26 protein-coding genes and 7 pseudogenes are annotated in these 24,870 nt (G+C 67.9%); 15 read left to right on the top strand and 18 right to left on the bottom strand.

Annotation, left to right across the window (positions count from 1 at the left end; all coding sequences use genetic code 11):
- Nucleotides 1-81: 81 nt before the first annotated feature.
- Both OO68_RS39615 and OO68_RS39610 read right to left on the bottom strand, forming a co-directional pair.
- On the bottom strand, nt 82-2,232 hold the full coding sequence (locus tag OO68_RS39615) for an MMPL family transporter (protein ID WP_033314330.1): 2,151 nt from the start codon (nt 2,230-2,232) through the stop codon (nt 82-84).
- A gap of 49 nt (nt 2,233-2,281) precedes the next feature.
- A complete protein-coding gene (locus tag OO68_RS39610; protein WP_033314329.1) occupies nt 2,282-2,620 on the bottom strand; it encodes an aromatic-ring hydroxylase C-terminal domain-containing protein in 339 nt (112 codons plus the stop codon).
- On the opposite strand from OO68_RS39610, the pseudogene OO68_RS48550 reads away from it, so the two are divergent.
- Nucleotides 2,582-3,048 (top strand): annotated as a pseudogene (locus OO68_RS48550) (transposase family protein); the annotation flags it as partial. The gene OO68_RS39610 and the pseudogene OO68_RS48550 overlap by 39 nt on opposite strands.
- 131 nt (nt 3,049-3,179) lie before the next feature.
- Complete coding sequence (locus OO68_RS39605) at nt 3,180-3,437, top strand: hypothetical protein (protein ID WP_033314328.1); 258 nt, start codon at nt 3,180-3,182, stop codon at nt 3,435-3,437.
- Nucleotides 3,438-3,799: 362 nt separating this feature from the next.
- Here the strand turns inward: OO68_RS39605 and OO68_RS39600 are convergent.
- Nucleotides 3,800-4,367: pseudogene (locus tag OO68_RS39600) on the bottom strand (IS5 family transposase); the annotation flags it as partial.
- 125 nt (nt 4,368-4,492) lie between these two features.
- The gene (gene yidD, locus OO68_RS47265; protein WP_209442675.1) at nt 4,493-4,711 is read right to left on the bottom strand and encodes a membrane protein insertion efficiency factor YidD; all 219 of its coding nucleotides are present in this window, start codon (nt 4,709-4,711) and stop codon (nt 4,493-4,495) included.
- Nucleotides 4,712-5,056: 345 nt separating this feature from the next.
- Between yidD and OO68_RS39595 the strand changes: the two genes are divergently transcribed.
- Nucleotides 5,057-5,413, top strand: a complete 357-nt coding sequence (locus tag OO68_RS39595) for a hypothetical protein (RefSeq protein ID WP_033314326.1) — start codon at nt 5,057-5,059, stop codon at nt 5,411-5,413.
- On the opposite strand, the pseudogene OO68_RS44970 reads toward OO68_RS39595, so the two are convergent.
- The 7 genes and pseudogenes from OO68_RS44970 to OO68_RS39570 form a co-directional block, all read right to left on the bottom strand.
- Nucleotides 5,403-5,648 (bottom strand): annotated as a pseudogene (locus OO68_RS44970) (IS5/IS1182 family transposase); the annotation flags it as partial. The gene OO68_RS39595 and the pseudogene OO68_RS44970 overlap by 11 nt on opposite strands.
- Before the next feature lie 597 nt (nt 5,649-6,245).
- A complete protein-coding gene (locus tag OO68_RS48115) occupies nt 6,246-6,776 on the bottom strand; it encodes a transposase family protein (RefSeq protein ID WP_245237413.1) in 531 nt (176 codons plus the stop codon).
- Complete coding sequence (locus OO68_RS48110) at nt 6,674-6,970, bottom strand: helix-turn-helix domain-containing protein (protein ID WP_245237411.1); 297 nt, start codon at nt 6,968-6,970, stop codon at nt 6,674-6,676. Before OO68_RS48110 ends, OO68_RS48115 begins: the two co-directional genes overlap by 103 nt.
- A 268-nt stretch (nt 6,971-7,238) precedes the next feature.
- Entirely contained in the window at nt 7,239-8,231 is a 993-nt protein-coding gene (locus tag OO68_RS39585) for an NUDIX hydrolase (protein WP_245237405.1), read from the bottom strand.
- Nucleotides 8,232-8,543: 312 nt separating this feature from the next.
- The gene (locus tag OO68_RS39580; protein WP_033314324.1) at nt 8,544-9,350 is read right to left on the bottom strand and encodes a hypothetical protein; all 807 of its coding nucleotides are present in this window, start codon (nt 9,348-9,350) and stop codon (nt 8,544-8,546) included.
- Nucleotides 9,351-9,540: 190 nt separating this feature from the next.
- Complete coding sequence (locus OO68_RS43335) at nt 9,541-9,876, bottom strand: hypothetical protein (protein ID WP_157852822.1); 336 nt, start codon at nt 9,874-9,876, stop codon at nt 9,541-9,543.
- Nucleotides 9,877-10,477: 601 nt separating this feature from the next.
- Nucleotides 10,478-11,278: an MBL fold metallo-hydrolase gene (locus tag OO68_RS39570; RefSeq protein ID WP_033314323.1), complete on the bottom strand. Its 801-nt coding sequence runs from the start codon at nt 11,276-11,278 to the stop codon at nt 10,478-10,480.
- Between the two features lie 48 nt (nt 11,279-11,326).
- On the opposite strand from OO68_RS39570, the gene OO68_RS39565 reads away from it, so the two are divergent.
- Entirely contained in the window at nt 11,327-11,743 is a 417-nt protein-coding gene (locus OO68_RS39565) for a MerR family transcriptional regulator (protein WP_033314322.1), read from the top strand.
- Between the two features lie 293 nt (nt 11,744-12,036).
- Here the strand turns inward: OO68_RS39565 and OO68_RS42795 are convergent.
- A pseudogene (locus tag OO68_RS42795) lies at nt 12,037-12,807 on the bottom strand (transposase).
- A 104-nt stretch (nt 12,808-12,911) separates the two neighbouring features.
- Here OO68_RS42795 and OO68_RS39555 point away from each other — a divergent pair.
- Nucleotides 12,912-13,565 carry a hypothetical protein gene (locus OO68_RS39555; protein WP_245237403.1) on the top strand — a complete coding sequence of 218 codons (654 nt, stop codon included), beginning with the start codon at nt 12,912-12,914 and terminating at the stop codon, nt 13,563-13,565.
- A 45-nt stretch (nt 13,566-13,610) separates the two neighbouring features.
- Nucleotides 13,611-13,766, top strand: a complete 156-nt coding sequence (locus OO68_RS47260) for a hypothetical protein (RefSeq protein WP_209442673.1) — start codon at nt 13,611-13,613, stop codon at nt 13,764-13,766.
- 50 nt (nt 13,767-13,816) lie between these two features.
- Here the strand turns inward: OO68_RS47260 and OO68_RS39550 are convergent, their stop codons facing one another.
- Together OO68_RS39550 and OO68_RS45965 are read right to left on the bottom strand one after the other, a co-directional pair.
- On the bottom strand, nt 13,817-14,425 hold the full coding sequence (locus OO68_RS39550; RefSeq protein ID WP_033314321.1) for a hypothetical protein: 609 nt from the start codon (nt 14,423-14,425) through the stop codon (nt 13,817-13,819).
- Nucleotides 14,426-14,440: 15 nt separating this feature from the next.
- Nucleotides 14,441-14,545: pseudogene (locus OO68_RS45965) on the bottom strand (IS5/IS1182 family transposase); the annotation flags it as partial.
- A gap of 306 nt (nt 14,546-14,851) precedes the next feature.
- Between OO68_RS45965 and OO68_RS39545 the strand changes: the two are divergent.
- The 8 genes and pseudogenes from OO68_RS39545 to OO68_RS39515 all read left to right on the top strand — a co-directional run bounded on the left by OO68_RS39545 (nt 14,852) and on the right by OO68_RS39515 (nt 21,705).
- Nucleotides 14,852-15,253 (top strand): hypothetical protein, encoded by a 402-nt coding sequence (locus OO68_RS39545; RefSeq protein ID WP_033314320.1) that lies wholly within the window; start codon nt 14,852-14,854, stop codon nt 15,251-15,253.
- Between the two features lie 361 nt (nt 15,254-15,614).
- A pseudogene (locus OO68_RS44960) lies at nt 15,615-15,805 on the top strand (transposase family protein); the annotation flags it as partial.
- 649 nt (nt 15,806-16,454) lie between these two features.
- Nucleotides 16,455-17,060: an ABC transporter ATP-binding protein gene (locus OO68_RS39540; RefSeq protein ID WP_209442674.1), complete on the top strand. Its 606-nt coding sequence runs from the start codon at nt 16,455-16,457 to the stop codon at nt 17,058-17,060.
- Nucleotides 17,057-17,899, top strand: coding sequence for an ABC transporter permease (locus OO68_RS39535; protein WP_033314318.1), 843 nt, complete (start codon nt 17,057-17,059; stop codon nt 17,897-17,899). The genes OO68_RS39540 and OO68_RS39535 overlap by 4 nt, the downstream gene beginning before the upstream one ends.
- Before the next feature lie 113 nt (nt 17,900-18,012).
- A complete protein-coding gene (locus OO68_RS39530) occupies nt 18,013-18,921 on the top strand; it encodes a phytoene/squalene synthase family protein (protein WP_033314317.1) in 909 nt (302 codons plus the stop codon).
- An 18-nt stretch (nt 18,922-18,939) separates the two neighbouring features.
- Nucleotides 18,940-19,914: a polyprenyl synthetase family protein gene (locus OO68_RS39525; protein ID WP_033314316.1), complete on the top strand. Its 975-nt coding sequence runs from the start codon at nt 18,940-18,942 to the stop codon at nt 19,912-19,914.
- Nucleotides 19,915-20,019: 105 nt separating this feature from the next.
- On the top strand, nt 20,020-20,604 hold the full coding sequence (locus OO68_RS39520; protein WP_033314315.1) for a hypothetical protein: 585 nt from the start codon (nt 20,020-20,022) through the stop codon (nt 20,602-20,604).
- 309 nt (nt 20,605-20,913) lie between these two features.
- Nucleotides 20,914-21,705 (top strand): IS5 family transposase, encoded by a 792-nt coding sequence (locus OO68_RS39515; protein ID WP_078625774.1) that lies wholly within the window; start codon nt 20,914-20,916, stop codon nt 21,703-21,705.
- Here OO68_RS39515 and OO68_RS39510 read toward each other — a convergent pair.
- From OO68_RS39510 to OO68_RS47255, 3 genes and pseudogenes are all read right to left on the bottom strand, one after another.
- A complete protein-coding gene (locus OO68_RS39510; RefSeq protein WP_033314314.1) occupies nt 21,662-22,198 on the bottom strand; it encodes a hypothetical protein in 537 nt (178 codons plus the stop codon). The two genes, OO68_RS39515 and OO68_RS39510, sit on opposite strands and share 44 nt — an antisense overlap.
- A gap of 112 nt (nt 22,199-22,310) precedes the next feature.
- A pseudogene (locus OO68_RS42790) lies at nt 22,311-22,723 on the bottom strand (helix-turn-helix domain-containing protein); the annotation flags it as partial.
- Nucleotides 22,724-22,859: 136 nt separating this feature from the next.
- A complete protein-coding gene (locus OO68_RS47255) occupies nt 22,860-23,042 on the bottom strand; it encodes a hypothetical protein (protein WP_033314313.1) in 183 nt (60 codons plus the stop codon).
- Nucleotides 23,043-23,376: 334 nt separating this feature from the next.
- Here OO68_RS47255 and OO68_RS39495 point away from each other — a divergent pair, with 334 nt between their 5' ends.
- Complete coding sequence (locus OO68_RS39495; protein ID WP_157852821.1) at nt 23,377-23,805, top strand: hypothetical protein; 429 nt, start codon at nt 23,377-23,379, stop codon at nt 23,803-23,805.
- On the opposite strand, the gene OO68_RS39490 is transcribed toward OO68_RS39495, so the two are convergent.
- Nucleotides 23,798-24,412 (bottom strand): HNH endonuclease family protein, encoded by a 615-nt coding sequence (locus OO68_RS39490; RefSeq protein WP_078625777.1) that lies wholly within the window; start codon nt 24,410-24,412, stop codon nt 23,798-23,800. The genes OO68_RS39495 and OO68_RS39490 overlap by 8 nt on opposite strands.
- Nucleotides 24,413-24,870 lie beyond the last annotated feature (458 nt).

Genomic DNA, 24,870 nt, shown 5'->3' with positions numbered 1-24,870 from the left:
AAAGGGCGGCGACCGTCGGGCCCTTGAAAAAATCCGGGGCGGGCCTGGGGCCCGTCCCGGATCTCGTCCGTGCCGCCGCGTTCACCGTTGCAGCGCGGGCTCCTCGTCGCCGGCGAGCGGCTGTTGACTGTCCGGCAGCTCGGCCGCCGGACGGGACAGCCGGCTGGGCCACCAGATCCGCCGGCCGATCAGCAAGGTGAGGGCGGGCACCAGGACCGACCGCACCAGCAGGGCGTCGAGCAGCACGCCGAAGGCCACCAGGAACCCGACCTCGATCAGCATCACCAGCGGAAGTGTGACGAGGACCGCGAACGTGGCCGCCAGGACCAGGCCTGCCGAGGTGATGACGCCACCGGTGGCCGAGAGGGCTTTGAGCATGCCCTTTCTGGTGCCGAGACGCATGGTCTCCTCCCGGGCCCGGCTGGCCAGGAAGATGTTGTAGTCGACGCCGAGCGCGACCAGGAACAGGAATGCCAGCAGCGGCACCGAAGAGTCGATCCCCTTGAATCCGAGGATCGTGTCGAAGACGAACACGCTGCCGCCGAAGGCTGCGGCGAATGAGACGATCACGGTGGTCATCAGGACCAGCGGGGCCAGGATCGCGCGCAGCAGCAGCCCGAGGACGATCAGGACGACGGCGAGCACCAACGGGATCACCAGCTTCTCGTCGCGCTTGGTGGTCACCTCGGTGTCGAGGTTTTCCGCACTCGGCCCGCCGACGATCGCTTCCGCCCCGCGCACCGTGTGCACGGCGGTGCGCACCCGCAGAATCGTGTCGTACTCCGCGGCGGTGTCCGGCGCGGCCTTCGGGAACACGGAGATGTTGGCCCAGCCACCGCTGATCTGCTCCGGGATGGCCAGGGCCACACCGCGAGTATCCTTGATGATGTCGAGCACCCGCTCCTGGTGCGCCGGCCGCGTGAGGACCGTCATGGGCTGGCCGCCGAGCTCCGGGAAGTGCTGGCGCAGAACGGTGAAGCCTGTGACCGACTCCGGCGCGGACAGGAACTGGTCCTGCTCCCGCAGGGCGCCGGTGTTGCCCGCCAGCCCGAGGGCAAGCACGCCGAGGACTCCGAGCGAGCCGAGCGTCGCCACCCACCGGCGGCGGCTGATGGCGGCGCCGAGCCGTCCCCACAGCCCCGGCTTCTCCTCCAGGGCCGTGCTGAACCGCGGGATGGCCGGCCAGAAGATCCGCCTGCCGAGCACCACGAGCACCGCTGGGAACAGCGTCAGCATGGCCACCAGCGCGCACAGGATGCCGGCCGCACCGATCGGGCCCAACCCGCTGGTGCTGTTCAGGTCCGCGACGAGCAGGCAGAGCAGGCCGGCGACCACGGTGGCCGCGGACGCGACGATGGCCGGCGCCGCACCGCGCAGCGCGTGGACCATCGCGACCCGGACGTTCTCATGGTGGTGCAGCGCCTCCCGGTATCGAGCGATGAGCAACAGCGCGTAGTCCGTGCCGACCCCGAACACCAGGATCGTCAGCAGCGCCGAGTTCTGGTCGTTGACCACGATGCCGAAGCCCTGGACGAGCAGGTAGACGGTCCCCATCGCGGTCAGTGCGGCCGCGCCCACGGCCAGCAGCGGGATGAGCCACAACACCGGGCTGCGGTAGGTGAGGATGAGCAGGAGCGTGACGACGACGATGGTGGTGAGGAGGACCTGCTCGTCGATGCCGTCGAAGACGGCGTCCATGTCGCCGTCGATCGCGCCCGGGCCGGTTACGTCAAGTTCCAGGCCGGAGGGGCGGTCCTTCGCGGCGTCACGCAACGGGCCGACGGTGGCTTCCGGTTCGCCGTAGGCCGTGCTCACCTCGAGGGTGAACATCATCGCCTTGCCGTCGGTGGACGGGCTCAGCGGCGAGCCCTCGTCCTCCTCGCCGTCCGCCGCCGTCGCCTTCGGCGGGTACCGCTTGGCAAAAGTGTTGTAGTGGCGCTCGACCGTCGCGCGGTCGGCGTCGGTCATGCCGCCGGCGCGGTGGTACACGAAGACGAACGTATTGCTGTCCCCGCCGGGGAGACGGTCGTCCAGCACCGCCACCTTGGTGGACTCGGCGCTGGCCGGCAGGGTGTCCACGGCGCTGTCGGTGGTGACCGAGCTCAGCTTTCCGCTCAGCGGCACCATGCCCGCCGCCAGCACCAGCCACAAGCCAATCACTAACCACGGCACCCACCGGCCCGCCAACCGTCCGGACGGCGCTCCCTCGGACGGCGCTGCGTTGACTGCCATCACCAGCCTCCTACATACGGGTTGCATCGCTTATCTGGATGCCGACTTCCTACTGAGCGAACCTGAGACGACTGTTAATGCGGTGCTCAGGCCGGTTGGCCGAACGATGTGCCCAGTGCACGCACCAGCGTGGTGGCGTCGCGGTCCTGCCCGGTGAGCGGGCCCGGGCGACACAGCCGTCGGGCCGGATGAGCAACGCGTCGAGGTCCACCCGATCCGTGCGGGCGGTGAGGGTGTTGACCCGTCCGGTCCAGGCGGCCGTGGCGCCGCGGGCCTCGGCGCGGTCGACGAGGCCGAGCAGGAGCCCACGCCCCTCACGCAGCAGGTTCGCCGACCGGTTCACCGCGATGTCGACGTCCGGGTCGGGCCGCTCCAGCGTCAACTTCATGTCCGGGCACAGGGTGCCGACGAACCGGTGGTCGTCGCCCAGGTCGTACCCACCGGGCGTCCATGCCGGCGAGCGGGTCGGCGACGTACCGGTGTGCGTCGTCGAACCGACACGCTCAGCCTGCTTCTCGCGGTGCTGGTCACCGCGGCCAGTGTCCAGGACACCGTGGCCGGCACCGAGCTGCTCGACCAGGTTGCCGGCATCGACATGGAAAACGCCGCCCGCAAGCCCGGGACCAGGGGATTCACGCCTTACCCAAGCGGTGGGCGGTGGAGCGGACGTACCGCTGGCTGATGCTCCACCGGCGTCTCGCCCCGCGCCTACGAGACCCTTCCCGCCCGCTCCGAAGCCATGGTCCACCTCGCCTGACCGACCTGATGGCATGCCGCCTCACCGGCGAGACCACCATTTCCTGGCGCAACCCGACATCACATGATGAAGTCCGAGGGATAGACAGCCGACCGCATCACATACCGGAGCTTCCTGTCCCTGATCAACCCCCGTCCGCCTGCCTGCGTCCTAGGTAGCGACGTCGGCACAGCACGCAAAAGGGGTACGCATGAAGCACGACCCGGATACTTGTCTGCTCGTTCCCAGCGACCTGGATTGGGATGTCGACCCGGTCCAGCCGATGGCTTCGATGCTGTTCACCAGCGACAATCCGACGGAGCCCTTCGCAAAGGCCGCCCGATGGCTTGCGGGTTACGACAGTGTGGAGATCAACGTGATCGACACCTCGTGGAAGGTCTTTCACGGTGAGGACGAGCCTTACGGACTGAGGGTCTACTTCTCCTTCGGGGACGACGAGGAGGACTGATGCGGCGGGGTGCGCCGTCACTCGACCCAGTGCGCTGCGCGGCGGCCGCGGTGGTCGAGAGCCACTCGAAGGCGCGGCGGACGTCGCCTGCGGTCCCGGCGAGGTTGTCGGCGTGCAGCCGCACATCGAGGCCATATGAGCGCGAAGGCCACGCAGCGTGCACTCGCCCGCGCGAACAAGCGCCAACCCACCTACGTCTCCCCACCCCTGTTGGCGCAAAGCCCCTGCACTGACCTCATGTACAGGCCCGCGCCCTCGGGATCGCCGAGCGCATCCTCCTCGTAGCGGGTCTTGCAGAGCACGACGGCGGTGAGAACGAGGCCGAGGGCCACGAGAATCGGGACGAGGACAACCGACGCGGCTCTCCCCGCGAAGAGCATGTCGGGCCGCCTGCGCGGCCGGCCGACCACCCCAGCGACGGGTGGAATCTTGTCCAGCAGTGGCAGCAGTTGGGTGACGTCGTTGCGGTTTCCACCAGTCAGCGACACCGCGAGCGGGATCCCTTGGCCGTCGGTGATGACGTGGTGTTTGCTGCCCGGTCGTGCGCGGTCGACCGGGCTGGGCCCGCTTTTGGGCCCCTGCGTGCAGCCTGGACGTGGGAGGAGTCGATCGCCGTCCGCGACCAGTCCAGTTGGTTCTTCGACCGCAGCGTGTTCAGCAGCAGCTGGTGGAGCTGATCCCAGACGCCTGCCTCGTTCCAGGCGGCCAGGCGGCGCCAGCAGGTTATGCCCGAACCGAAGCCGAACTCCTGTGGGAGGTACTCCCACTGGATGCCAGTGTGCAGAACGAACAGGATGCCGCACAGGGCCTGCCGGTCCGGCACCCGCGGCCGGCCCTCGACCTGCTTCGGAGGTGGTTCTGGCAGCAACGGCTCAATGAGCGACCACAGTTCGTCCGACCCGTCCACGGCCGCGACTGACGCTTCCCCATGCCCTCATCAACGAACGATCCATCTGACAGTCACATGATCAACCGTTTTTGTTAGAGCTGGTTAGGCCCTGGGTCCCGCCTGCCCCGGTGCCGGGCGGACGGGCAGGCGGACGTGAGGGTGGCGGTCAGCCGCGGCCCGGCGGCACCGGGTCCTGGAAGCCCCGGCGGTGGGCAGCACCCGGCCGGCAACGCAGCAGACGGGTCAGTATTAGCCAGCCGCCGCGTAGGGCGCCATGGCGGTGGAGCGCCTGCACTGCATAGGTGGAGCAGGTCGGGGTGTATGGGCAGCAGGCTGGCCGAGTGGGGCTGACCTCGACACGGTAGTGGCGTACGGCCCGGTACATCGAGGCGGACACCCGCCCGCCCGGAGGGGGCGCGGCGGGGTCAGTGGAGTAGTCGGCGGCCGTGAGTGCAGGGCGGACGACGGCGAGCAGCATGGCCGCCTGCGACACGCTACCGCAACAGCACGGGTGGGCCAGAGTGTCGAGCGTCCCCGCGCAGCATCCTTCGTCCTCCTCGCCATCCGCTCGTTTTCTCCGGCCGCGCTTCTCGCTACGCGCCATGAGTTCGCCCTCCCCGTCACGGTCGAAAGATCATATGACGGGTCGGCCAGTGGTTCCGGGCCATAGACCTCGTTTCCTTTGGCGCCTGGCGGCGTCAGCGTGTGTTGCGGTGTGAGAGTGTCGGGTATGAGTTACGACCTGGCCGTGTGGGACGGAGAGTGGCCGGCCAATGACAGGACGGCCGGTCGGGTCTTCACGGACCTCTTCGAGCGCTACCTGGAGACAGAGGTGTGCGATCCCCCGACCGAGCGCATCACGGCTTACGTTGCCGCGCTTGTGGAGCGGTGGGGTGACGTGACTGAGGACGTGGAGGACGCCTCGCCGTGGGCAGCTGGGCCGTTGCTCGGCGGGGCCGGTGGCCCGCTCGTCTACTTCGCGATGAGCTGGAGCAGGGCTGAGGAAGTCTCTGCCTGGGCAGCGGCCCTCGCGGCGTCGATGGGGCTGGTGTGCTTCGATCCTCAGCAGAATCGGCTCAGGCCTTGACCTTCTTGGTCAAACGGCGGTATCCGATCAGAAGCGCCGGCACGCCGACGAATGCGAGGAAGTGTTCCGGCTTCCGTTCGTAGCGGCGGTGCAGGCGTCGGCATCCGGCAAGCCAAGAAGCGGTTCTCTCGACCACCCAGCGGTGTCGGCCGAGCCGAGTGTTTGGCTCGATGCCCTTGCGCGCGATGCGGTGGCGGATACCTCGTTCACGAAGCCATGTGCGCAGGTGATTGGCGCGCGCCCCACGCAGAACGGGCTGGTGACCTGCCGCTTGGCCGCGACGGGGTCACCAGCCCGGGTCATACGCAGTTGCTCTCAAGCTTGATTCCGTCAGCCGCTGGTGGTGTTTCCTACTTCATCCGAGCCGCCCGCCCTGGCCGTCGAGGACGAGGTGGCGCAGACACGGTCGCCGGGCCGCCGCCCGTTGGGCAGGGGCGGCCACCTCGATCCGACCCGTAACCGGGCCGCGCCCGGCACCGGACGCCCTGCGCGGCCTGGACCTGCCGGTCCTGTTGCTCCTCGCCGGAAGCAGCAGGACCCATGGCCCCTCCAAGGTGGCCGCCCGCGCCGAGGCGCTGCTGCCACGCGTCGCAACGACCGTGCTGCCGGATGTGTCCCATCACGCGCTTCCGCACGCCATCCCGCCCGGGGCCAACCATAGCCTCGCCGGCCTCCTGGAACGGTCCGGTGACTGAGTCTCAGCCCGCCCCGAGCACCGCACCCTGAAACGCAACCCTCGTTTAGCTCCGCTAACAGCACTTCCGATAAACGGCCTAACGAGCTCGTGCACGGTAAGCGGTGAGGCGTCGAGGATGGCGGCGGGACTCGGTGTTCACATCTGCCGTGCCGACGTCAGGTCCGCGGTCTGCTGGTGGGACAGCAGGCTGGCGACGGCTTGGATGATGTCGCTCATGTGCTCGCGGCGGCCGAGATGGCGGGCCAGGACACGCCAGTTCTTCATGTGCGCGATGCCGTGCTCGACCCGGATGCGTCGTGAGGAGTGCGCCTTGCGTTGCCACTCGTGCATTTCTCGTACCAGTCCGGGACGTTCTTCTTGGACTTGCGGTGCGGAGGTGTGACCACACGTCCGCCGGTCTGGGCGCCCAGGCACCTGGTATCCGGCATCGGCGAGGATCTCCACGGCGGAACCGTCGGCGAGGAGCCTGACCAGCCCTAAGTGGCGGGAGTGGGTGATGTCTGCGCAGCTGCCGTGCTGAGCCGGGCTGCAGTAGAGGACGCGGCCGTCGCCGTCCGTGACGATCATGGTCTTGACGGCGTTCTGCTTGCTCTTGCCGGAGATGAACTTGTCCCGGTCTCTGCGGCCGGCGGCTGGGCGCCTGACGCGGGTCCCGGTTCCGTCGATGATGCCGGTCGTCCCGCTTGAGCCGAGGTGGTCGACGACCTCGGGCAGGGTCCGCAGCCGTACACCTGGACTGACGGTGCACCCGCGCTCGGCGAGCAGGGCTGCACCTCGCCGATGGCACGGGTGATGGTGGAGCGGTCCACGCCGAACCAGCAGGCCAGCACGTCATGAGTGACGGTATGACGCAGATGCACGAGCGTCGCCAAGAGCCGGTCGACGGACACCAGCCGGTGCTTCGCACCCGCGCCCACAGCCCGCTTCCGCGGCCTGGACGCGAGTTTGGCCTGGTGTCGTTCGTGCCGCAACGGCCCAAGGTCGGTGACGGGTTCAGCGATCACGTTCGCCGAGCCACCGGTGATCCTCCGGTCACTGATGATCACTGCAGGAGACGCGTTCCTCCCCACACGACCATGATCGACGATCGAGAACTCGACGTCTCACCGCCTACCGTGCACGAACTCGTTAGCGCAGGCGGCGGATGGCTTGGGTCTCGGCTCGTTCCACGGCGCTGCGGCCGTGGGTGTGCACCAGGGCCAGGTGGAACAGGGCGGGGGTGACCGGGGCCCAGCGATGGATGCGGTCCGGGCGCAGGAGGTGGCGAACCACGTCCGCGGGGCGGAACGGCACGTACTCGATGCTCTGGTGCTCCCACCGGTCCGCGACGCCGCGTGCGATGCGCGAGCGCAGGGCCTGGCCGGTCAGGCCGGCGAGGTGTGCGGTGAAGTGGGCGCTCCACTGCCGGCGTTCGACGTCCAGGACGAAGGCCAGCATGGTGAGTGTGTATTCGTGCGGCTCCAGGGAGAGTTCTTCGCGTATGCCGCGCCGCGCGACGTCGTGCAGGTCGGGTGCGTTGCGGCCGGCCGAGTCGATGTGCCGGGAGAGGCCTTCGTTCACCGAGGAGCCCCACAGGCCGGGCCCGGAGCGGACGTGGTCGGCTCGTCGGCTGACGACGAGCAGGTGGTCGGCGGTGACCACGGCGATGTTGACGCCGAAGCTGCACTGCAGGAATGCGGGAGCGTCCAGGGGGCGGTCGGGGTCGAGGTAGCGCTCGCGCAGGGTGGTCCCGTCGGGCTGCCTGCGGTCGAGCTGCTGCGCTGCGAGGAAGGTGAAGTAGTCGGTGGGGCGCAGCTGCAGTCGGACGTCCGCGTGTTCCTCGAGCGTGGTGCGGGAGATCTCCAGGCCCTCGACGGCGTATCGGGGGCCGTTCCAGATGCGCATCCGGGTGCCGGATGTCTGGGCCTGCTGTTCCGCCGTCTTGATCTCCGCCCGCCACGGCACCATGTCGTCAGGCAGTGCCACCTCCCCTTCCAGCACCTGGACCCGGACCGACTCCGGCGCAATGGTCTGTTCGCCGTCGCCCTCGACGACGAGCGCCGACTTGTGCAGGGGCCCGATCGAGAAGGTCGTCCAGGTGGAGAGCGGGGAACCGCCCGGACGATACGTCAGGCTGCGCACGGTGGCGGATCGGCGCCGGATCTTGAACCAGGCGTCTTGAAGAGGCTGTTGGAACAATATCGCGAAGACCATGCCGAAGACGGCCCCGACTATCCCGCTGACAAGATCGATTCCGCTCACAGGCCCGCAGCGTATGGGGTCACCGGCTGCCGTGGCTTTCTCGCCTGCCCTCCGGTAGACGCTATCCCCCGGTGCACCGGCAGGGATTTGGTGGCGCCTTTGGGCGGGAGGTTCGTGCGCGCTGGTGCTGCCCCGGCCGGGATCCGGCTCGTACGATTCGGCGTCATGGCTGATCAGGGGTGGGGTGCGGAGTCAGAACGGTGGGTTTTCGGAGTAGCCGCCTGTCCCGTCGGTCGCCCCCCAGGAATCACGTTCCGCTTTGAAACGCGCGTAGCGCTCGCGGGCCGCGATGTCGTCCGCGTTCTCCAGGTCGCCGGTGTCGTGGCCCCATGCCTTCATCGCAGCCAGGACGCGGTCTCGGTTGTAGCGGTCGGTGCTGGTGGCCAGCAGACGACGGGCGTGGACGACCAGTTCGGCCCGGTGCGCGGTGAGACCAGGATGCTCTGCGAGGGGGATCGCAGCAATCAGGGCCCCGTCGCGTACGCCCGCGTTGTCATGGCTGAGAAGCGGCTGGACGCCGGAAAAGATCGCCGGGCGCAGGTCCCGGAACTCGCGCATCTCCCCGTACTCGTCGAGGAACCCCTTGCCGAAGTAGCGCTCGCCGATGGCGGCGCACTCGTCGTCGGCGTCATACGCCGTGTCGCTGAGCCACTTGAGCAGTCTCACAAGAGTGGGGCGGTGCGGTCGAATGTTGGCATCGTGGCCACAGTTGCCTGCCGCGATGACCGGGTGGCTGAGGATGGCGGCGACGTAGAGCGCCATGGGCACGGTGGCTTCGTAGATGGTGTTCTGGTGGGTCACCGCCCTGAGCGCGCTGTCGGTGGCGGCCGCCCTGACGGCCGGGTCGGGGTCGAGGATGCCCGCCAGCGCGGCCGGCAGAAACTCGCCTGTCCCGCGCACGGTGCCCAGTGACTCCCAGTCCGTACCGTCCAGGAGCGCTTGAAAGTGAGGTAGCTCGTGGGGGCGGGGATCCTCGATCCGGCTGTGGCTGTTGGTCACAGGCGTGAGGCTATAGCGTCTGTGAGCCGGTGTGGCGCGGGGTGTCGTGTGTAGAGCAGGGCCGCGCTGTCGCAAAAGATCCCGACGCTGCCGACCATCTGGCGTTTGAGTATCCAGCCGGAGCACCGTGCTGCCCAGCGGCCGGCTGCCTGACCCGCCTCCAGGCCGCGTACGGCATCCCGGTGTCCGCTCACGCCATGGGCGTGACCCAACTGGTGGTCAGCGGACGCCGATGCTGATGGAACTGAGCTTCGCCGGGGACGGTCCTGCCGGTGGCCCGGGCCACCGGCAGGACCGGGACGGGCAGCACGGTCTGGCTCCTGGCTGGGAAGCGACGAGCCGGCACCCGGGCGATGCACTGCTGAAGCAAGATCATCTTGTGTGGGAGTTCGAATCCGGCTCGGCCGTAGAGCTGTCTCTTGATCCTTTTGATGCGGTTCACGGCGCCTTCGATGCTGCCCGAAGTCCAGTCCATGGTGAGGCCGGCGGTCGCGGCGTCGAGGTCCCGGAACAGGGGAAGTGCCAAGCGCGCTGACATGTCCGGCGGCCGCGTCCAGTTCGGGGCAGCGGGTCAGGAGGTGCTTGAGGCTGACGCGGTCCTCCTCGCTCAGGGCGGCGGGGTGGCGGGTGAGCCAGCCGGTTCCCTGCCGTACCCGTGGCCGCGGCGATGCTGCGGATGGAGCTGCGCGCAAGGTGGCTATGTGGGCTCGGACCATGCCGTAGGTGACAGGAGCTTGCCCGGCGACCAGTTCGCCGTGGAGTTGGGTGACGCCGGTGCATCCCTTTACTTATCGTCGTTCGAGGCAGAGCTTGCAGGGGTCTAGGCCGCTGGGCGGGGCCGGTCCTCACCGGATGGTCTCCTGCCGACGTGCGTCGTTCGCGCACCGGCAGGACGGTGTTGAGGCCCCAGCCCAGACGCCGGGGCGGCGCGTACTGGAGCCGGAACGAGAGGGCTACCGCACTCGGCTCGCCGTGCGCGAGGACGGGCGGGTACTGCCGCGTTCTCGGCGCGGGAAGGTGACAGACAGCACCGGCGAGGTGGCCCGAAGGCTTGGCCGACTAGCGGGACAGGCGCTCGGCCGGCTCGTTCGACCGTCTCGCCTCGCCGGATATATCAACCCCGGCTGTCACCGCGTATAGCGGGCCAGCTCCCATGGGTCGTGTGCGGAGAAGAGCTCGACTCGGTCACCGTGGTCGCGTACCAGTTCGCGCAACCGAGCTTGGGTCCCGAGTCGCAGATCACGGTGTACCTGCGAGCGCGTTTGGACGATGTCCAGCAGCGGGTGGGTCTCACTCGGGTTCTCGATCTCGCGATGGTAGTAGTAGGCGTCGCCGCAGTGGAGGAGCCATTGGTCACCGTTTTGTACGGCGACTCCGGTGTGGCCGGCGGTGTGACCGCCGAGGGGGATGAGCTGGATCTCTGGCGGCAGCCCCTTCGGCTGTACCGCGGTGAAACCGAACCACTGCTCGCCCGGTTCGACGCCGTAGGTGACCCAGCGGGGCCCGTGTGCCCAATGAGCAGATCGGTAGCGGAAGCTGGGCGCTTCGGCATGTGCCGCGTCGAGTTCGGCGGCGAGCACATGGACCTGGGCGCCGGGGAAGTCTGGCAGGCCGCCGCTGTGATCGACGTCCAGGTGGGTCACGATGATGTGGCGCACGTCGGATGGCGCGTGTCCCAGCCGGGCGACCTGCCGGACGGCTGTCTCCTCCTCGTCGAGCACAGGTTGTGTCAGCTCCACCCAGTCGGTGCCGAGGGTGCCGTCCGGGTCCTGGACGTTGCCGAGGCCCAGGCCGGTCTCGACCAGGACCAAACCGTCGTCGTCGGTTTCCACCAGCAGACAGTGGTTCACTGCCGGGGCGGGTAGCGGACCGTCGTAGGTGGCCTCGATCGTCCGCACCGTTCCGCAGTTCAAGTGATGGATCTTCATGACGACTAGGCTGCGACTTGAACCGCGGATCAAGTCAAGGAGACATCGATGGACGATGCGTTGCTGGACATCGCCGAAGTCGCACAGCGTTCCGCTCTGGCGCCTTCGGCGCTGCGGTTTTACGAGAAGAAGGGCCTGATTGCCCCTGCGGGCCGCAACGGGCTGCGCCGCGCTTACACCCCGGACGTACTGGAACGCCTGGCGTTGATCACGTGCGCACGCAGTGCCGGATTCTCGATCGCCGAGGTCAGCCGGTTCATTGTGGCGCAGCCGTCCGACGCGGATCTGCGCGTCCGCATGGCTGCAAAAGCAGGCGACCTCGACGAGCAGATCGGCCGACTCACGCGGCTCCGTGACAGCCTCCAGCACGCGGCCGTCTGCGACTACGAGCCGATCGTCGACTGTCCCGACTTCAAGCGCGCCGTCGGCAGCGTGCCGGAACCGGCGATCGTCCCAAGCGAATGAGTGTGTTGACTATCGTCGAGCAGGCGGGCGCAGTGGACAGCCGGGTCACGCAACGGGAATCCGAGCCGGTGGTGAACGACGGTGTCGATGGCGCCCGCGACGTGCCCACCTCGCCTGCAACCGTGTGGCCGGCGTGGTCGTCACCGGTATTGAGGACGGTGCTCACCCCACGCCATCAGTAAGATCAGCGGTGCGCTCGTGGCCATCGGCTTCACCATCCCGGCCCAGGGGCTGTCCCGTAAATGATCTACGGGTCTCCTCGGGCATGATTGATCACGGTGGAGCCCATTGGTCTATCCGTTGAGAGCGAGGTTGTGCATCCGGGGCGATGCCGTGCATCGCGTGATGGACACCGACTCCCTTGAGACGGCAGTCGCGGAGGATCTTCCAGGTCTTCATACGGCCGAAGACGTGCTCGACCCGGGCCCGGACCTGCTTGTGGGATCGATTGTGTTCTTCTTTCCAGTCCGGCAGTTCCGTCTGGCCGCGCTCGCGACGGTGTGGGATGACGAGTCCGGTGCCCGGGTAGCCGCCGTCGGCGATCACGAGGGTCTTGCCGACGGCGGCCTTGGCGCCGGATTCCTCCCATGCCTTGCAGTCGTTGCGGTTCAGTGCGAGCGGTCGGCCGACCACGACGACGCGCCGGGTGTCGGCGTAGATGACGACCTGGTGGTTGGTGGAGTACCGGTAGTTCTTCGACCGCTCCGCGACGGTGTGATCCCGGGTGGAAACCAGTGTCCCGTCCACGATGAGCACGGTGTCCTTTGCGAAACGCTGACGGGGCTGGAGCGCAAGCATCGGTCCGAAGTGGGCGATGATCTGGTCTGCGGCAGACTTGGACACCCCGCACAGCGGTGCGAGTTGGCGCAGCGTCAGGTTCGTGCGCCAGTACGCGGCCACCAGCAGGGCCCGGTCCTCCAGTGGGAGGCTCCATGGCCGGCCTTGCGGACCGCGTCCGCACCCTCACGTCGCAGCACGGTCCGCAGCTTGCTGAAGGCGCGAGGGCTCAGCCCGGAGGACGGGGCTATCCAGGACGGCTCTGACGCCGTGATCACACCAGCCACGCCGTGATCGTTCCACCCAGGGGACGCCGAGCAAGTGCTCTTCCGCCCAAGTATCAGCGGCCACCGGGCCTGGGGCTGCCGTCCCGGCAGTCCAGAATGCTGCCGTGGCCGAAGACGAGCAGAGCGGCATAGAACCGCGTTCATTCCTGATATGCGTGACAGAGGTGGCCCGGCTGGTGGGCGTCGGAGACGTCGCCATGGAGCCGAAGGACCGGCGTGCCCGCCACCTCGCCCATGCGGTGCGTAAGCCCCTGCTCGAACGTGCGAGTCTGCCCGAAAAGTGGTTCGCCCCGCTGATGGCGGCCGCCGTGTACGACCCGGATCCCAGCTTCTGCCGCTGGTTCGTCGAGCCGGCGGTCTATGCGTTCGGACGCCGCCGTGTGATGGCGGCATTGGTCGACTACCTGCGGGTCGGCACGGATGCCGAGCGAGCTGGTGCCGTGCGGGCCTGGTACAGCGCCCACGTGCCTTTGTGTGCAAACCGATCTCCCGCGTATGCACCCGGCGGGGTACGTGATCCCGCGCTGGACGAGTCACACGACATCAAGGCCGCGTGGCTGGAGGGATCCCTGCGGCTGTTGGCCGAAGCCACCGACCTGCGTATGCGCCACCGTGTCCTGCTGGATCTGCCCACCTCCCGCGCGGCATACCCGTCAGACCTGCACCAACTACTTGAAAGCACACTCGCATCCGCCCGGGTCCATCCCGACCCGCACATCCGTCGCTGGGCCACAGCAGCAGACCATAAGGGAGTCTGAGCCCGATTTTTACCCCTCCTGGCAGTTTCGGGACAGCCCTCAGGCGTGAACACACTGGCATCTTCGCCCCCCGGTCCTGACGATCTGGACGACGACCGCAGCCAAGGCCGGTCGGCGTCGACCGGCCGGGCCATGGCCTCCATCCTCGTCCACAGCGCCCGGGCGCTGGCGGAGAACCCTCTGCCGGCCCCGCCGTCCTGAACCCCGACGCAACAGTGAGCTCGCGCCTGAGCGCTGCCAATTCGCCTTGGTCACCAACGTAAGGTCTTCCTGGACAACTGCTGAGCAACCGCGGTCCCGTCGAGGTCTGGCACGGAGTGTTCTACGGTGCGGTCTGCCGCTGCCTCTTCGGCAGACAGGACTACACCCTGGACGACTTGGCCCTCGCTGGCGTGCGACGGGGGCGATTGCCCGGTGTGCTCGGCCAGCACGGCCAGGTCCCGCTCGTCACCATGGATTTCGCCCTTGATGCGTTCCAGCGCTTCGTCGAAGGCTTCGAAATCCTCCCGCCTCGTCGTACCGGAGGTCGCAAGAGGCGGCTCCTTATCCTTCTCCGGCATCGCGCCCTCCACCGGGGCAATGTCGAGATCCGGACCCGCCTGCTCCGCTCTGCGCCGTACGTCCTCCGCCTGCCGCCGGGCCTCTTCCACCTCGCGCAGCAGGGCCTGCTGGGCCTGTTCGGCGGTGTAGCGATGTTCGCGTGCCTTGGCGAGTTCCTGTTCGGTGCGTTCTAGGCGCAACTGGGCCTGGGCGAGAAGTTCTTCCTTCTCCTGGCGCTCGGATTCGCGGGCCTGGTCGCGCTGGCGCGTGAGCTCGGTGATGGTGGCCTGCATGCTGCTGGTCATCATCAGCAGCACCATGATCAGTGAGCTTCTTCAGCGTTGCAGCTCCAGGGTGAGGACGGCCTTGGCGATTGATGTCATGCGGTTGGGGCTGCAGCGGGAGCTGCGGAAGATCCGCCAGGACTTCAGGCGGGCGACCTGGAGGACGATAAGACTGCCGCTGGCGCGAGGAGATCCGGCCGGGTCAAAGTTCAGAGCAGCTTCTCGCCGATCCTGCCGTTCGGGTACAGGGCAGCGGCACGTGCAGCCAGTTGATCAGCCCTTAAGTGACCCAGGGCAGGCGGGCTGGCGGGACCATGGCGCGCGCCAGCAGCTGATCGTGACCCTGACATCTGTCAGGGTCGCAACGTCCCGGGTCCGCCCCTACAGTTCGAGGCGCCGACTGGGCGTCCCCTGCACCGCTACGGCGGCTGAAGCGGGGGACCAGTGAGAAAAGGACAGTGGATGACCAGGACCAGGAAGTATCTCTCCCTCTGGACGGCAGCCCTCGCCCTGACGGCGGGCGGTGTGATCGCCGCCCCTTCGGCCAGTGCCGCTGCCAGCGCCGAGTGCGGAGTTCGGGCGAGCGACGGCCGGCTGTGGTGCGGGAACGGAGCCCCCGCCATTCTGCGCTCGGGCGCCTATCACGAAGCGAACATAACGGGGCAGCTCTATTCCACCTTCAGCTGGTTCGACTGCTGGACCTATGGTGGACTGCACGGCGGCGGCAACACCACCTGGTACCACACCAAGGGTGACTGGACCGCTCCTGGCTACGACGGGTGGGGCTACGTCCCGGCGGACTGGGTCAACACACCGTCCTCGTTCGACGCCGATCCGAGCGCGCGCGGTCTGCGGCACTGCTGAGAGCAGCACTGCCGAGCTCGCCGGACCACCTCCTTGATGTACTCGGTCTCGTCCACGAGACCGGCGGCATCGTCGTCGTGGCGCCCCATGTCGGCGACCCATTCCCTCCCGTTAACGGTGCCTGACGGATCAGTTCCGGGTCACTCGGGGATGATCTGTCCATGGGGTACGAGGCGAAGCGCCCTTTGGGTGCAGAGCAAGATCTAGTCACAGGTGGTAGCACCCTGCCGGAGGCTACAACCAACTGAGCTTCTTCGATGTGGCCACCGATCGGGTGACGGCCCATGCAGCGCAACGAGCGAGGCCCCCGGGCTGTTGATCGAGATGTCTGACTTCTCAATCACGTTGCTCGGGGGCCTCGGTGGTCGTCCATCCTGCCGCACTTGACCTGCCGCATGCACTCGTGGAGTGGGTCACCATGTTGATCGTCACCCGTGAGGGCGACCGGCGCTGCAAGCTCCGTCCCAGCGAGCGATGGTGGCACTGGTGTACCTGCGCGAGCACATCACTCTGGCGGAGATCGCTGCCGGGTTCGGGATCAGCGAGTCAAGCCGTCGACCATGACCACCCGCGTTGCACTCCCGTCCCCGAGGTGCGCGCCAGGGTCCTCGCACACGCGGGAAGCGCCGGGCACGTCCTGTTCGTCGACCAGCTAGGTCCACGACCGTCTTGGCTTCTCGTGCGATCGCGGTGAGCAGCGCCTCACGCGCTTCGACGGCGGCGGGAACCTCCCGGACTTTGAGCCCGCCCGTCGAGACTGTCGGGCGGGCCACCGCACGAGCGGTTGTAGGTGATCTCTCAGAGGCTGTTGTCATTCCGACCTTGTTGGGTGGCACGCGAACGTATGTCTCAAGTCGGAACCCGCACAGGTGATCTTCGCGTACCGCACAGAAACAGGGCCTTGCTGGTAGCTCAGGGGTGCGAACCCGCTCCGAGCATCTGGAGGCCCTTTTGCCCTAGCCTGTCGCGTCCCTGCTGTCGGAGTCCAACTCTCATATGCCGCTGTGCGATTGCCTCGCGCGCTGGTTCGGCAACGCAGGCGATCACTCTGGAGCCGATCGCCGTTTACACCGCGGCCTTCACTCGTGCGGGCTAATGAGCGATCATGCCCCGGTTTTGACCGTGCGTAATGCCTAGCCTTGCCGTGACGGCGAGTGGCCACCAGTGAGTGCGTGCCACCGCCGTAGAGCTCGGGGGTGCGGTGGAGGTTCGGGGTGTGCGTCACGCATACGGTCGCCGTGAGGTCTTGCGGGGCCTCGACCTTGATCTACGGCCTGGAGTGCTGGCCGGGATTGTCGGGGAGAACGGTGCGGGCAAGTCGACGCTGTTGAAGATCTTGTCTGGTGAGCTGCGCCCGCTGGGTGGCACGGTCCGTCATGAGGGCCGTTTTGGCTACTGCCCGCAGGACGTGGTGGTCAACGAGGCGCTGACCGTGCGCCAGCATCTGGAGTTCTTCCGCGTCGCGCGTGGGCTGTCGGATCTGCGGCACGCAGGGCAGGTGATGGAGGTGCTGCGGTTGTCGGAGTACGTCGATGAGCGTGCCGGCCTGCTCAGCGGCGGAACCCGGCAGAAGCTGAACCTGACCCTGGCGCTGATGCATGACCCGCAGGTGCTGCTGCTGGACGAGCCTTACCAGGGTTTCGACTGGGAGACCTACCAGCGGTTCTGGGACTTGGCAGCCCGATTACGCGATACGGGCCGCTCAGTCCTTGTCGTCTCCCACCTGGCCTATGACGCTGAGCGCCTGGACGAGTTGTGGCGCCTTCAGAGCGGAGTGCTGCGCCCCGCTGAGGGGGCGCCGGCGTGAGGCGGCACCTGAACCTGTTCGTCACAGCAGTCCGCTTCGACCTGGTCGAACACGCCCGGAACAGGCTCGCCATGGTCCTGGTCGCCGTGTTCATCCCCTGCTGGATCAGCCTGGCGTACGCCGTCATCCCCAGCAGGCACCTGACCTTCCGCCTGCGGGCAGCCGGCCAGCTCCTGGCACCGGCCGGCAACCAGATCACGCAGATCACCGGCGCCATCAACGCCGTCACCCTCATCACCGGGTTCATGATGTTCGCCGTCACGTTCAACGGCGGGCGCTTCGACCGCCGCCTCGCCTTGGCCGGCTACCCCCGCATCCACCTCGTCCTGGCCAAGACCACCTCGCTCACCCTGGCCTCCGGCGCCATCGCCGCCTATGCCACCGCGGTGATCTGCGCGGCCTGGAGCCCTCGCCAGCCACTGCTGCTCGCCGCTGCCTTGTTCTGCGGAGCGATGACCTACGGGGCGCTCGGCGTCGTCTTCGGCTCGCTGCTGCGCCGGGAGGTGGAGGGCATGTTCGCCCTGATCATGACCAGCCTCGTAGATGTCGGTCTTCAAAATCCGCTGGCCGGCGGCGGTGCCGGAAGCCAGGTCGTGCGGTTCCTGCCTACCTACGGCACCATGCAGGCCGCCTCAGCTGCGGGTTTCACCCGCGAGTGGCTGCCCGGTGATCTGGCCGTTCAGTTCTTGTGGTTCGCCGGCGCCGCGTTCCTGGGCCTGCTCGCCTTCCACCGCCGCACCAAGGACGCCTTGACCGCAAGACGATCCTTTTATATGCCGTGGCCGCCCAGGCGCCGGCAACATGCGCGCCCGGCCCGGGCCACGTCGACGCCCCGTTGAGCAACATCCTGGCGCGACGGCTCGCAGACCCCTTACGACAGACGGTTGCGTCCTCATCGCAGAGCGAAGCCCCGGCCCTGGAACCGAGCCGGTTGACTAGAAAGAGTTCACAGATGCTGGTAAGGCGATGGCTGGACGCGGCGGGTATCACCGATCCCGTCCTTCGGCACTGTTACACCGTGTGCTCGCGCGTGCTGGCCAATAACGACGGAGGGATCATCCGCTGGCAGATGTCGTGGCTGGCGTCGCGCGCCCTTCCCGCAGCGGCTCGGCCTCACATGATGGCATCAGACGCACACGCGTCTCGTGCCGACGCCTACGCGGATAGCGGCCCGGTCGAGGACCGTCAGCGCCGACTCGCCGCCTTCGCGGAGGCCACCAGTGCGGCCTTCGCCGTCGGTAGCTCGCACGACCCTGTCCTGCATGCCCTCGTGCACACCTACCAGACCTTCGGCATGCCGCTGTCACGAATTCAGGACATGTTCACCGCGATGCAGCGCGATGTCGACTTCCGTGACTTCGCCACCTTCGAGGAATTGAGCCAGTGGGCTGAGCAATTGAACACCTTTGGCTGGGCCAGCCTGTTAAGGACGACGACAGCCACCGAATTGGTGGAAGTGGAGCCACTGGTACGCCAGCTCTCCGTGCTCTGCCAGGTAACCGACGTGCTGTGTGACCTGTCAGAAGACCTTGACGACGGTCGTCTCTACCTGCCGCTGGAAGATCTCGACCGGTTTGAAGTAGCTCCTGCGGACCTCAAGGCCAAACAGTGGACACCCGCTATGTCCGACCTCATCGCGTTCGAGGCCGCGCGCGTCACTGACCGGCTGCCCGCCCTGGCCGCTGAACTGGAACACAGCCCCGTCAGCCCGTTCACCCACGCAGTGGGCGAGCATCTCCGGCTGCTCGTGGCCGCTGCGGTGGACGCAGGCCAGGACGTGCTACATCGGCCGGTCAAACCGCCTACGCGCCCCTTCCTCAACCTGTGGCGCCCCGTCATGCGCGCCGTCATCCCCTGCTGACCATCGAGAGGACTCGTCATGTCCGTAGCCGTGACCTCAGCCGACGGCACGCACATTCCGCTCTTGGAGGCCGAGTTGCTGCGCTGGGTGGGCAGCGGCGACAGCCTGCTGGAGCTGGCCTGCCTGGACGCTCTGTTCCCGCCGGGCAAGCTCCTGCGCCCCATCCTGTGCATGGAGTCGGCCAAAGCCGTCGGCGGCACCGCCGACCAGGTGCTGGCCTTCGCCGCCGGCATCGAATGCCTGCACGTCGCGAGCCTCATCCACGACGACATCGTCGATCAGGACCCGGTACGCCGCGGGCGGGCCTCCACCGCCCAGCAGTACGGTATCGCCGAGGCTCTGGTAGCAGGCGACGGACTGTCGATGGCCGGAATCGCGGCCCTGCTCAGTGGCGGCCCCGCCGAGCGCGTACTGCACGCCGCACGCGTCACCGTCGAGGCGCTGCGCCACATGTGCCAGGGCATCATGCGCGAAACCGAGATCCGCGGCGACCTGACCTGCGGGGTACCGACCGTCCTGAACGTCATGCAAGCCAAGACCTCCGCGCTGACCGGTGCCGCCTGCCAGGCCGGCGCCATCCTGGCCGGAGCAACCCCGGAGCAGGACCGGGCCCTCCGCACATACGGAGAACACCTCGGCATGGCCTTCCAGATCCGTGACGACCTGCTCCCCTACACCGCCGAAGACCAGATCACCGGCAAGACAGCCATCAGCGACGTCGCCAACCTGCAGCCCACCCTGCCCGTCCTGCTCGCCTACGAAGTGGCCGACAAAGCCGACCGCGACCGCCTGACCACCGTATTCCACGGCGACATCGATCCCGTCACCGCACACCGAGACATCCTCGCCGTGCTGACACGCACCGGCGCCCTCACCAAGGCGGCCCAGATGGCATCTTCCCGCGCCGAACGAGCACACGTTGCACTCACCGGCCTGCCGGGCGCCCTGCGCCTCGCCGAACTGGCCACCTCAGCAGCCGACCGTCAGCGCTGAGTACGGCCGGGGACGGGCGCGGTGGCTGATGCTCCGTTTCCAGCCCCCGCTCCTGGTCTGCACCGGGCTGGCCGCTCAGCCCTCACGTACAGGAGGCCCGCGCTCATGAACACCTCCCGCACTCTCAAGCGCTCTGCCGTGGCCGTGGCCGGGGCTGCCGGTGTCCTGGTGGTGGCGGTGACTGTCATCCCTCAGGAGGAGACCCCGGCCGCTCGGAGTGTGAAGTCCCCTCCGCTCCTGGCCGCCCTTGCGCAAGCGGCTTCGCTGCCGTTCGCCTGCCAGGAAGCGATCTTCAAAACAGGGGATCAGTTCGCCACCACCCGCTACGCCATCCCGGACGAGTTCTCGAACGCCGCTGTCGCCGCTCTGGGCAGTCTGACCGAGACCGAGCGGGCCGAACTCACTCGGCCTGCCTGTGCGGCGTGGAACAGCTGGGCCACCGCCAACAGCTCCGCCGTGACGGGTGAACTCGACAACCGCTACCGCAACGCCGCCCTGCCGGTGTGTAACAAGTTCACCGTCGCCACGGTGGGAACGGCCAGGAAGTTCTCTCCGAACATCCCCGCGGCGGCCCGGGGCCTGGACAAGGTGGTCAAGAAGGTGTGGACCGAGGCCATGAATGAGCTTTCCGCTACGGCGTCCGACGCCACCTGCCGTACCTCCTACAGCACGGTCAGGACCGCCTGGTAGCCACCGCGGCCCTGGCCCCTGGTTTTGTCGACGGGATCCGCCAACACTTGTCGCTCAGTGGCTGTTGTCGTTCCGATCTTGAGGGGTGGCGTCGAACGATCGGATGATCGGCACCGGCCGCGGGCATGAAGGGCCTCTTGGCAGCTCGGGGTTGCGGAGCCAACCGAGATCCAGGAGGCCCTGTTGCCGCAGTTGTACGTGTTCGCGCCGGTGGAGTTCAACTCGGCGTCTCCGACGTGTGATTGTCTCGCCCACCGGTTCGGAAATGCAGCCGATCACCCGGAACGTGTTCGGCGGTATCCGTCGGACATGACGGACGCGGAGTGGGCCGTGGTCCGGCCGCTGCTGCCGGTGCCGGCCTGGCTGCGCGGGCGGGGCGGGCAGCCGGAGGCGTACTGCCACCGCGTGATGCTGGACGCGATCGGCTACCTCGTCGACAACGGAATCAAGTGGCGCGGCATGCCGGTCGACTTCCCGCCGTGGGACCGGGTGTATGCGTTCTTCCGCCGCTGGCGCGACCATGGCCTGGTCAAGGAGTTCCACGACCGGCTGCGCGGGCAGGTCCGCGAAACGCTGGGCCGCGACGCGGCACCGACGGCTGGTGTGATCGACTCGCAGTCGGTCAAGGCGGACGCTGTCGTCGCCACGGACAGCCGCGGCTTCGACGGCGGCAAACTCATCAACGGCCGCAAGCGGCACGTCGTGGTCGACACGCTCGGTCTGCTGCTGGGCGTGATGGTCACCGCCGCGGACACCGGCGACCGCATCGCGGCCCAGGAACTGCTCGGGCAGGTCGCCGACGTGCACCACCGGCTGGAACTGGTCTGGGCCGACGGCGGCTACACCGGCAGCCTCGTCGCCCACTGCCTCACCACGCCCGCGCTGGTCCTGGCGATCGTGAAACGCAGCGACGACATGCGCGGCTTTGTGGTGCTGCCCAAGCGGTGGATCGTCGAGCGGTTCTTCGCCCACCTGATGCGCACCCGCCGTCTGGTGCGCGACTTCGAACGCCGCACCGCCAGCGCCGAGGCGATGGTCTACTGGTCGATGACCCTGCTCATGACGCACCGTCTTGCCCGGCCACACCTTGGGCGAGGGTGAACCGGCCCGGCTGCCGCTCGGCCAGCCAGCCCCGCGCGACCAGGCGTTTCGCCTTCGATCGCAGCGCCTCCACCTTGGCCGGCAACGCGTCCAGGCCGAACATCACAGCCAACTCCTGGCAGGTCAGCGGACCTTGATCGAGCCGGTGCCGGTCCGCGAGCGCAGTGAGGATGCGCTGATAGTCAGCCGACAGCACCGACCAGGCCATCCCCTCCCGCCACACCGGCACCTGCGACTTCGGTTTCGCCGCCTGCCCGGACGCCGAGCGCGTGTCCGAGTCCGGTGGGCCATGGGCGGCCTCTTGATCAGCGATGTTGCCGTTGTCCGAAGCCAGGACGGTGCCCACCCGCCTGCGGGCGATCGCCCACTCCTGCCATTCCTGCTCGGCCGCGGCCAGTTCAGCCTGGATGCGATCGGCTTCCTCACGCAACCCGTCGACTCGACGGCGCGCGGCGAGTTCGTGCTGTTCCAGCAGTCCGACGACCGACGGCATCTGCAACCTCCCGGGGAGCGACGACACGACACGCCACCACTCCCACCAAATCACCCGCCCTACGCCTGACCAGCGAAAGCGCCGCCCTCAGATTCGGAACGACAACAGCCACTAAGGCTTCCCGGCCGATGCGGATGACACGCCCGTGCACACGGCGCAGGTAGGCGGCGAGTTTGCGGATCGACCAGCGGGTGAAGGGCTGACTGAGTTTGTGGGGCGGGTGGTGGCCGTCTGGACGACGAAGTCCTCGTCGTCAGGGGTGAGCAGGCGGGGACGGCCTTCCGCCCATCGAGGGTCCAGACAGGCCAGGCCGATCTCGTTGAACCGGTGGATCACATCCCGGACGGTGTCCTCGTCGGCCTGGACCAGCTGGGCGATCACCGGGACGCGGTTTCCGCCGGCGGACGCCAGCAACATCATCGCCCGTCGGTAGCGCACCGAGCTGGTACTTCCCCGGCGCACGATCTGCTGCAGTTTCTGCCCTTCCTGATCGGTCAGTCTGCGCACCCGCACAGGCTCAGCCACCACACCTCCAGCGGTCGGAACCGACGTCACCGCCCATCCAACCGCCCCAACCACCAACCCGGCGAACGTTCCCGGTCACAGCACTAGCCGCGGGCGCCAGCCCGGTCCGAGGGTGCAAGGAGCGGCCACTTCTCGGTCAGTCGCGCATCCGGGCGGCGGACAGCGTCGGGGAGGCGTTGAAGTCGCAGCCCTCCAGGGCGGCCTGCTGCTCGAACCGCGGCCTGCCCGGCCGCCATCGCCACGCCTCATAGCCAGGACCCGGCCGGCACGGCGTGGGAGGCCCGTACTGCTCGATCCGCCCGGCTGGCACCGTGGTCACGGCGATCGCCGCACTCGGTGCCGCTTCCGCCGTCCTGCGTCTTCGACGCATGTAGACAACCCAGGTCGGGGCGGGGTGAGGTGCCTCTGCGTACCTACGTCACCCCCCGGGAGCCGCTCCAGGACCCCTTCATCCACGATCCACCAGGTCGAATACGGTGAGCGTATGGTCCTCACGAGAGTGCGCAACTGTGTCTAAGAAGAAGTGGCGCCCGGCCAACGGGTATCAGCTGCCGCCGCACGTGGACAGGGCACGCCAGGCGGCCAGCAGGGCAGCAGAGTGGAAGCCCCGTCCGAAGCCCCCACAACGCCGCGTGATCCTGACGATGTTCGGTATGTCTCTGCTGTGCCTCGGTATGACCGCAGCTTTCTGGTTCCCGGCCCACGCCCTGGCCGAGGACCTGCGTTCCAGGGGCGTCACTTCCGCTGCCACCGTCGTAGCCGTCGACTCCAACCCCAAGTACGTCAAGGTGCGCCTCATCAGCGGCCCTCGGGCCGGGGAAGAGGTCAAGGTCTCGGACTACGCCGGGATGTATCCCGACGTCCACCGTGATGGGGCAATGCTCGTCACGTACGACGCTCATCAGCCGGCCCGGGTCCTCTCGCGTGCTTGGGTCGAGGACCCGCCGGCGAATTTGCCGGCGTACGGAACATCGGCCCTCTCCGTGCTGTGCCTGAGCCTCACGACCGTGGCAGTGATCCGTCGCCTCCGCATCATGCGCAGCGAACCGGGGCGGCCGGGTAGGGCGGAACCTGTCAGGTGACGGGTGTGTAGGTGACGGTCTGGTCGGGGCAGACGGAGGCGAGGTCGTTCAGTGCGGCGTGTTCGGTGCTGTGGACGGTCAGGTTCCAGCGGAGTTTCGTACCGGTCCATTCTGCCGCGTACCGGCAGTGGACTTCTGCGGCCGGGGGCATCCACTGGGCCGGGTCCTGGTCGGCCTTGCTGCGGTTGGAGCGGGCGGTGACCGCAACCAGACTGGTCTCGGCCCCCTGGTCGTTGGCGTAGGCCTCCCGGCGCTGCACCGTCCACGCGGATGCGCCGCTGTCCCAGGCCTCTGCCAGGGGCACCATGTGATCGATGTCCAGGCCTGAGGCGGACGTCACCATGATCTGGTCGTAGTACGACCACCAGCTGCCGCCGGTGAGCCGGCACCTGGGGCCCACGGCCGGAGGCTCCACGACTTCGTGAATGAGGACTTCGCTGCGGATGGAGCAGCCGTCGGCCGGATCGTCGCCGGAGTTCCAGTGCTTGAACGCCTCGCGGGTGTAACCGTCGCGGGTCATGGTGGGTCCCGGTGGAAATCGCCCAGGCCGGTGCGATGGACTTCCGGCAACGCGGTCAGGGCGGCGATCGTAGGCTACAGGCCGCATGTTCACTGTCGCCGTCGTGCTGGGAACAGGCGGAATGGTCGATGCGCAGCAGCTAGCCGCGAGCGAGGGGTCGGGCACCTGGCCGGGGCGCGGGCGGCGACCGCGCGGCCACCAGCGTCGCGGCGACGTTCGGCCGGTGCCCGTCGGCGCGACGGAGCCGGTTCCGTGAGGCCGGTCGAGGGGCCACCTGCTCCCGCGCCCACGCCGCACCGGGGTAGCGCCGCCGGACAAGGACCGAGGTTGGGTCCCGTCGTCCACTCCGACCCGGCACCAGGGCGACGCCGTAACTGTCAGAATGTGGGCCTCGCAGATGCAAGGGGGGCGGCATGAAGCTCAGCGCCTTGAGGTCCGCCAGCTCCTTAGAGGTCGTCTCAACTGGCTTGATCACTAGGCTGTCTGCCGTGATGGAGTGGGTGGGACGTCTGGTTCCGGACGGGCTGTGGGAACTGTTTCAGCGG

The organism is Streptomyces iakyrus (assembly GCF_000717055.1).
In the GTDB taxonomy this organism is placed as follows: Bacteria; Actinomycetota; Actinomycetes; order Streptomycetales; family Streptomycetaceae; genus Streptomyces; species Streptomyces iakyrus.
Note: the sequence above shows the minus strand (reverse complement) of the source record. Positions and strands in the feature narration are given on the sequence as shown.